Origin of the sequence: Neobacillus drentensis, from assembly GCF_036966985.1 — a bacterium.
GTDB lineage: Bacteria > Bacillota > Bacilli > Bacillales > Cytobacillaceae > Neobacillus > Neobacillus drentensis_E.
Map to the genome: position 1 here is coordinate 1 of NZ_JBALSN010000464.1, position 7,370 is coordinate 7,370.

Annotated in this window: 9 protein-coding genes; all 9 read left to right on the top strand. The window is 39.7% G+C overall.

Annotated features, from left to right (window positions below):
* Positions 1 to 141 precede the first annotated feature (141 nt).
* Positions 142 to 858 (top strand): GntR family transcriptional regulator, encoded by a 717-nt coding sequence (locus tag V7659_RS25365; RefSeq protein WP_335542889.1) that lies wholly within the window; start codon positions 142 to 144, stop codon positions 856 to 858.
* Positions 859 to 1,047: 189 nt separating this feature from the next.
* Complete coding sequence (locus V7659_RS25370) at positions 1,048 to 2,136, top strand: ABC transporter substrate-binding protein (protein WP_335542890.1); 1,089 nt, start codon at positions 1,048 to 1,050, stop codon at positions 2,134 to 2,136.
* 15 nt (positions 2,137 to 2,151) lie between these two features.
* Entirely contained in the window at positions 2,152 to 3,210 is a 1,059-nt protein-coding gene (locus V7659_RS25375; RefSeq protein ID WP_335542891.1) for an ABC transporter ATP-binding protein, read from the top strand.
* Positions 3,211 to 3,224: 14 nt separating this feature from the next.
* Positions 3,225 to 4,145: an ABC transporter permease gene (locus V7659_RS25380; protein ID WP_335542892.1), complete on the top strand. Its 921-nt coding sequence runs from the start codon at positions 3,225 to 3,227 to the stop codon at positions 4,143 to 4,145.
* Complete coding sequence (locus V7659_RS25385; protein WP_335542893.1) at positions 4,142 to 4,945, top strand: ABC transporter permease; 804 nt, start codon at positions 4,142 to 4,144, stop codon at positions 4,943 to 4,945. Before V7659_RS25380 ends, V7659_RS25385 begins: the two co-directional genes overlap by 4 nt.
* 12 nt (positions 4,946 to 4,957) lie before the next feature.
* Entirely contained in the window at positions 4,958 to 5,281 is a 324-nt protein-coding gene (locus V7659_RS25390) for a (2Fe-2S)-binding protein (RefSeq protein WP_335542894.1), read from the top strand.
* Positions 5,271 to 6,359 carry an NAD(P)/FAD-dependent oxidoreductase gene (locus V7659_RS25395; RefSeq protein ID WP_335542895.1) on the top strand — a complete coding sequence of 363 codons (1,089 nt, stop codon included), beginning with the start codon at positions 5,271 to 5,273 and terminating at the stop codon, positions 6,357 to 6,359. Before V7659_RS25390 ends, V7659_RS25395 begins: the two co-directional genes overlap by 11 nt.
* A gap of 24 nt (positions 6,360 to 6,383) precedes the next feature.
* Positions 6,384 to 6,722: a (2Fe-2S)-binding protein gene (locus V7659_RS25400; RefSeq protein ID WP_335542896.1), complete on the top strand. Its 339-nt coding sequence runs from the start codon at positions 6,384 to 6,386 to the stop codon at positions 6,720 to 6,722.
* Positions 6,723 to 7,370: NAD(P)/FAD-dependent oxidoreductase (locus tag V7659_RS25405; protein ID WP_335542897.1), on the top strand; the 648-nt coding region annotated here is incomplete at its 3' end.

Here is a 7,370-nt window from a genome sequence, read left to right on the forward strand (position 1 = left end):
TAATTATGGTTGTTAGAATAAATAATTTTTAAAAAATTCAAAATATATTGACAACAGGTGAAAATCAAAGTAAATTATGTATTAGTAGGAAATATAGTGATAGGTTATAAAGTTATAATATTATAAATTAGGTGTGATTTTATGAAAATAGATAAAAATAATCATGTTCCTCTTTATCGTCAAGTGGAACTAGTATTAGAGGAAAAAATTAAATCCAAGCAGTGGGATATAGGTTATCAGCTGCCAACTGAACAGGAATTAGCTGATCTGTTTGATGTGAGTACCATTACGGTCAAACGGGCGGTCATTGAATTGGTAAACAAGGGGTATCTTTACCGGCAAAGAGGGAAAGGTACTTTTGTAGCGGGTTCCTCGAATGAACAAGATATTAATGTGTTCTTCTCCAAAACAACTGAAGAAGAGGAACATCCTCATGAATTAATCGGTTTTTCGATTGAAAATGCTGGAAACGTTGTGGCAGAAAAACTAGAATTGCAACCTGAAGCAAAAATCATTAAGATCAAGCGTTTAAAAATTGAGAATGATGTTCCAGTTGCTCTTGAGTACTCGTATCTACCCTATGATCAATGTCCTGACCTTTTGCCAAATGATATAAATAATGAGCTTATCTACAATATTCTGAGAAATAAGTATCATATTTTGTTAGGCAGGGCTAGGTTATTAATAAAGCCGTATATAGCTTTAGGAGAAATGGCGGAATGGCTTCAGGTTGAACCAGGTACGCCCGTGTTTGAATGGGAGAGGTTTACGTATACCAAGCAAGAAAAGGTAATTGAATACTCGAAATTTTATGTACGTCATGATCAAGTTACCTATTACACAGAGATTCATTTTTAGATAAGTATAAAAGTATAATATTATAACTTAAAAAATTATAATATTATATTTTTTTGTAAGCGCTTATCTGAAAATTCTAAAAAATGCATCAATGTTTACTATAATAATTTAATAGGAAAGGGAGGAAAGTCGGGTAGATAAAGCTTTTTCCACATATAAGAGAACTTTATTTGAGGAGGAGTAATAATAATGAAAAAAAGAAATTTGTCGGTAGTTCTATTAATTATTCTTGTTCTAGGTATTATTTCTGGGTGTGGCAGCCAGACAGGCAGTTCGTCGACAGAAAAATCAGCGGGCGAAGGCAGCAAAACATTAGTATTAGCTGCCTATGGTGGCAGCTATGAAAAGAAGATGAAAGAGACACTCATTCCAAAGTTTGAAAAGGAATACGGTGTGAAAGTGAAGTATATTACTGGGAGTTCTGTTGATACCTTGTCAAAACTTCAGGCACAAAAGGATAAGCCGCAAATCGATGCTGCTTTCATGCATGATGGACCGCAGGCCCAGGCAAAAGCTTTTGGTTTATTAGCGCCATTGAATGAGAGTATTGTTACAAACTTGAAAGACGTTTATGATATCGCCAAAGATAAGGACAACATCGGAGTTGGTTTTGGCATCATTACTACTGGATTGGCTTATAACAAGGATACATTTAAGCAAAATGGCTGGGAACCTATTAAATCATGGAATGACTTAGCAGATCCTAAGTTTAAGAACAAATTAGTTTTGCCATCCATTGCCAATACGTATGGGGTCCATATGCTTCTCATGTCAGCAATGGCAAATGGCGGAAGCGCACAGGATATTGAACCTGGATTTAAAAAAATGAAGGAAATTGCTAAAAATGCAGTGACATTTGATAAAACCGCTGACGTTTCTAACTACTTCTTACAGGGCCAAACAGTCGCAAGTGCTTGGGGAAGCAGCCGCGTGTACACGTTGCAGGATACAGGATTCCCAATTGAATATGTGATTCCAGAGGAAGGTGCACCTGCACTTTTTGCAACCGTTAGTGTGGTAAAAGGCGCCCCAAATGAAGAACTGGCACAAAAGTTTGTGAATTTTATTTTAAGTGAAAATACCCAAGTGGAATTTGCAAATGCCTTATTTGACGGACCTGTAAATAAAAATGTGAAACTTGATGGGGATATTACCAAGAAGATTGTTTACGGTGAAGATGAAATTGCAAAGCTTGTGAAAGTGGATTGGGAGTATATCAATACAAAGAGAGCGGAATGGACAGAGAGAGCTAATAAGGAAATTGAAGTAGCCCACTAAAAAAGAGGTGATAAGATGAGCTATTTATGCCTTGAAAACGTTGTCAAAACCTTTAATAAAACAGAGGTTGTGAAAAAGATGAACCTTGAAATCAAGCAGGGGGAGCTTGTTTCTTTCCTTGGGCCATCCGGCTGCGGAAAAACAACAACCTTAAATATGATTGCTGGGTTTCTAGACGTAGACGGAGGGAAAATCGTGGTGGATGGGAAGCCTGTTCACCTGCTTCCTCCTAATAAAAGAGAGATGGGCATGGTTTTTCAAAACTATGCTCTCTTTCCCCACATGACTGTATTTGATAATGTTGCCTATGGTTTAAAGCTTCGCAAGGTCAGTAAAAGTGAGATTAAAAATCGTGTTACTGAAGCGCTTGAGATGGTCCGGCTGGAAGGCTATGAAAAACGCTTTCCAAAAGAACTATCTGGCGGTCAGCAGCAGCGTGTTTCTTTAGCAAGAGCACTCGTGATCAAGCCGAAAGTTTTGCTTTTAGATGAACCACTAAGCAATCTGGATGCCAAACTCCGTCAAGAAATGCGAGAAGAAATTGTAGAAATTCAAAAAAGGGTTGGGATTACGACCATTTTTGTCACGCATGATCAGGAAGAGGCACTTGCCATTTCAGACCGAATCGCGGTTATGTATGAAGGCAGAATAGAACAGCTCGATACTCCTGTGGCTATTTACAACCACCCTCAGACTGATTTCGTTTCTAGGTTTATTGGCGAAGTCAACCAGATTCAAGGGCAGGTGCTAGAGACATTAGGTGAAAATCAATGCTTAGTGTCTTTTGATGGCCATGAACAGGTTATAAGGGATTATAGTGCGAAGGATTCTGTGATTGACTTTTATATCAGGCCTGAAAAAATCCAAATTTCGCTAGATGATATTGAAGGTCTTAAGGTTAAGGTTGAAAGGAAAATGTTCTTGGGTGCGAAGACCCGGTACATTTTAGTAAACAAGGAGAAACATGTAATTGCCGATATTCCCAATACGATGTTAAATCCTGATGATATTAAAGAAGGGCAACATGTATGTATTAAATGGAATTCAGAAGATTTATTAGCGATCAAAAAGTGAGGTGACTTGATCTAATGCAGGCTGAAACAGCGTATCAGGAAAAGGAACTGCAAATCAGGGAGAAAAAAAAGAATCTAACGAAAAAAAAGCTTGATTATTTGCTTTTATTACTTCCGACCCTTGGTATCTTTATTTTCTTCTTTTTGCTTCCGTTGTTCTTCCTTTTTATCACAAGCTTTAAGACTTTTGACGCAGCAAGCGGGATTGGCCATGACTGGACGTTACAGAATTATCTTAAATTTATTTCAGATAAATTTTATCTTGGGGTGGTATGGCGTACGGTAAAAATAGCGTTGATTACTACTCTTACTGCGATTGTTATTTCGTTCCCAGTAGCCTATCAAATTACAAAAGCAAAGGGTAAGATCAAGAATTATTTAACCCTTTTAGTTCTATCACCACTGTTAATCAGCATGGTGATCCGTTGTTATGGCTGGGTCATTTTGTTATCGAATAATGGAGTGGTCAATAATACGTTAATGAATCTTGGGTTGATTGATAAACCGTTAACCCTGCTTTATACGGAGTTTAGTGTGGTCATAGGAATGGTGCACGTTCTATTTCCTTATATGGTTTTAAGTATTATGGGTTCGCTGGAACGAATTGACCCTTCTGTGATTCGAGCTTCCCAAAATCTTGGTGCCAGCTCCATTCGAACCTTCTTCTCCATCATTTTGCCATTAACGCTGCCCGGTATATTTGCAGGTTCCGTTATGGTGTTCAGTTTAGGAGTGAGTTCCTTTGTAACGCCTGCGATTTTAGGTGGTCCGCAGGTAAAAGTGATGTCGTTCCTTACATATGAACAGGTTGCAGTGATGCTGAATTGGCCTTATGGTTCGGCCATTGGGTTCCTATTAATCTTTATAGCCACTATTACCATCATTATTTATAGCAAATTACTAACTAGTTCCAAAAAAGGGGTGGCCATTCAATGAGAAAGGCATTACCAAAATTCGGTTTAAATCTCTTTTGTCTGCTCGTCTACATCTTTTTGGCTGCCCCGATTGTTGTTATTTTATTGTCTTCCCTGACAACCACTGAGTTTATTGTGTTTCCGCCCAAAGGGATCACCTTAAGGTGGTATGTCGAATTAATTAATCATCCTGAATTTATGCAGTCCTTCATGCTCAGTATTACCGTTGCCTTTGGTACCGCAATCCTTTCAACGATTATCGGAACGATGGCTTCTATAGCGGTTGTCAGATATCAATTTAAAGGGAAAACAGCCATCATGCAATTAGTTGGTTCACCTCTGTTGATCCCTTCCGTTGTATTTGGGGTAGCGCTTTTGCAGTTTTTTTCTTGGATTGGTTTGGCGGCGAGTCCGGCTGCTTTAATTATTGGTCATATTATCTTAACCATCCCCTTTGTTATGCGCCTGGTTGTTGCTAGTTTAGTAGGGTTTGATCGTACGATCGAGCAAGCTGCAATGAATCTAGGGGCGGGAAGCCTCAGGGTATTCTTTCAAATTACACTTCCAATCATTAAATCTGGTGTCATTGCAGGAGCTATTTTTGCCTTCATTACCTCTTTTGACGATTTAACCGTTGCATTATTTATTGTTAGTACTGATGTGGTGACACTGCCTGTACGGATTTATACCTATATGCAATATCAGTATGATCCTATCATCACTTCTGTTTCTAGTATCATGATTCTTCTAACCGTTGTATTAATGATCGTCATCGAAAGAGTATTAGGCGTAGGAAAAGTATTTGAGTCGAAAAATTCATAAGAAGGTGTTTTTATGCACATCAAATATCATCCCCTTTTGGGGGATCAGCTTCAAAAACAAGTAACAATCTTTGTTAATGATGAGCCGTTAACTGCCTATGAACACCAATCCGTGGCAGCAGCCTTGTTGGCGAATGATATAAAAAAATTGGGCCAGAGCAGGAACTTAATTCAGCCAAGGGGTATGTTCTGCTCACGAGGCAGATGCTGCAGCTGTTATATGACGGTTAACGGGGAGGATCATGTGCGAACGTGCATGGTTAAGGTCGAAGAAGGCATGAAGATTTATCCGAATGATGAAGATCCAGATGTAAGGAGTGAAGTACGTGGAGACTGATGTTCTTATTATTGGTGCCGGTCCCGCAGGCATTACCGCCGCTTTGGAAACAGCCTCAAGAGGTTTAGATGTAACCATTGTAGATGAGTCTTTGTCTATAGGCGGACAATTGATTCAACAGACCCAGGTCCTTCATTCGCTGCCTTCTGCCTATCAGCCTATGCGAGGGTTTGAACTGGCTGGACTTTTAACGAGATATGTAGAAGATTCCCACATTCGTTGTTTGCTAGGTCATCGCGTAATTGGTTTTTACAAGGATGGTAGTGTTGGTCTAACAGATGAGGTCAATGTATTTCCACTTAAAGCGAAAAAAATCATCGTGGCTACCGGTGCCGCTGAAAATGCTATCGCTTTTCCGAAATGGACGCTCCCGGGAATCATGACCATAGGTGCAGCTCAAACATTAATAAATCGGGATTTTGTCCTGCCTGGTAAACAGGCGATTATCGTTGGATCCAGTGATTTTGCGATGGAAGTGGCCCTCCAGCTTACTGAGGTCGGTGTACAGATAAAAGGGATTGTTGAAAATAATCCCACCGTAACGGCACAGGATGCAGAAAAGGTGGAAGAGGTTGAGAAAAAGGGTATTCCTATTTTTGTGAATTCATCCATCAAAGAAGCTAGGGGAGTTGGGAAAGTCGAGGAAATTGATATCGAACAGGGAGAACAGATTCTAACCATAAGTGTTGATGTCGTTTGTATTGATGGCGGCCGGTCGCCAATTCTAGATGTATTTTACCAGTTTGGCTGTTCCTTCGGTTATCAAAAAGAACTAGGAGGCTGGGTCCCACAGTACAACAAATATTTACAAACTGACCGGGAAGATGTTTTTTTAGCAGGGAACGCTGCCGGGATCAGTTCTCAGGGTGCTTTATTAGTAACAGGTATGATCGCAGGGGTTAGTGTTTGTGCATCCTTGGGTGCCATCAGTAAGCAAGAGGCCGATATCGAGACCCTGTCTCTATGGAGAGAACTCGAGATTCTGGAGACGAAGCTTTATCAGAAGACATGGAAAGCAAGAAATCAGCATGTTGAAAACTTTGAACATCCAGTCCTTAAGGACCAATTTATCTCTTAGTTTAAAAAATTAAGAGACAAGAAGGTGAATAAATTGGATAAAACCACGATTATTTGTCGATGTGAAGAAATTAGTTACGAAGAAATCGAGGCGGTCATTTCGAGTGGCGCCAAAAGATTTGATGATATTAAAAGAATGACACGCTGCGGAATGGGACCATGCCAGTCAAAAATATGCACCAGCTTGGTGTCAGCTATTATTCATGAGAAAACAGGAATACCTTTTCATGAGATTCCTTTACCACGTATGAGGATGCCGATAAGTCCAATTAAGCTTGAAACACTTGCAACTAATAGTACCTCATTTTCCTCCGTGAAATCTGTTTTAGATGAGGTGGAGCTAGAGGATGGGAAGGTGAGATAAATGGAAACAAGTTATGAAACAATCATTATCGGGGGAGGGGTCGTCGGCAGCAGTATCGCTTATCACCTTTCGGAACGAAATAAGGATGGAATTCTGGTGCTGGATCAAAAATTCCCACTGTCGGGAACTTCAGGATCCACACAAGCGTGGGTATGGGTTCATAATAAAACACCATCATGGTATGCGGAATTTAATATGTACAGTGCCGAACTTTATCCTTATTTATCCAAAAAAATAGGAGATGTAGAATATAAACGGACTGGCGGACTTTCTCCATTTTTTAATGAAGCAGATCGTGAAAAGGCATTACGGCTTGCGGAGTCCTACAAAAAAATCGGCATCAAAATTAAGGTATTATCCCGAGAAGAGGCCTTAGAAAAAGAACCATCGCTCAATCCGAAGGTTGTCGGCGCGACGTATAGCTCCATTGATGGCAACGTCAATCCTTTTCGGTTAGTCGATATGTATATGAGGGCCGCCAAGAAAAATGGGGTTCAATACTCTACTTATAATAAAGTAACGGAAATTCAAAAGCTTCCTGGAAAATTTATTGTTGTCTCACAAAAGGGAACATACGCTTGCAAGAATCTTGTTCTTGCTGGCGGCACCTGGTCAAGAGAATTAGGAAAATTAATTGACATCAGTGTT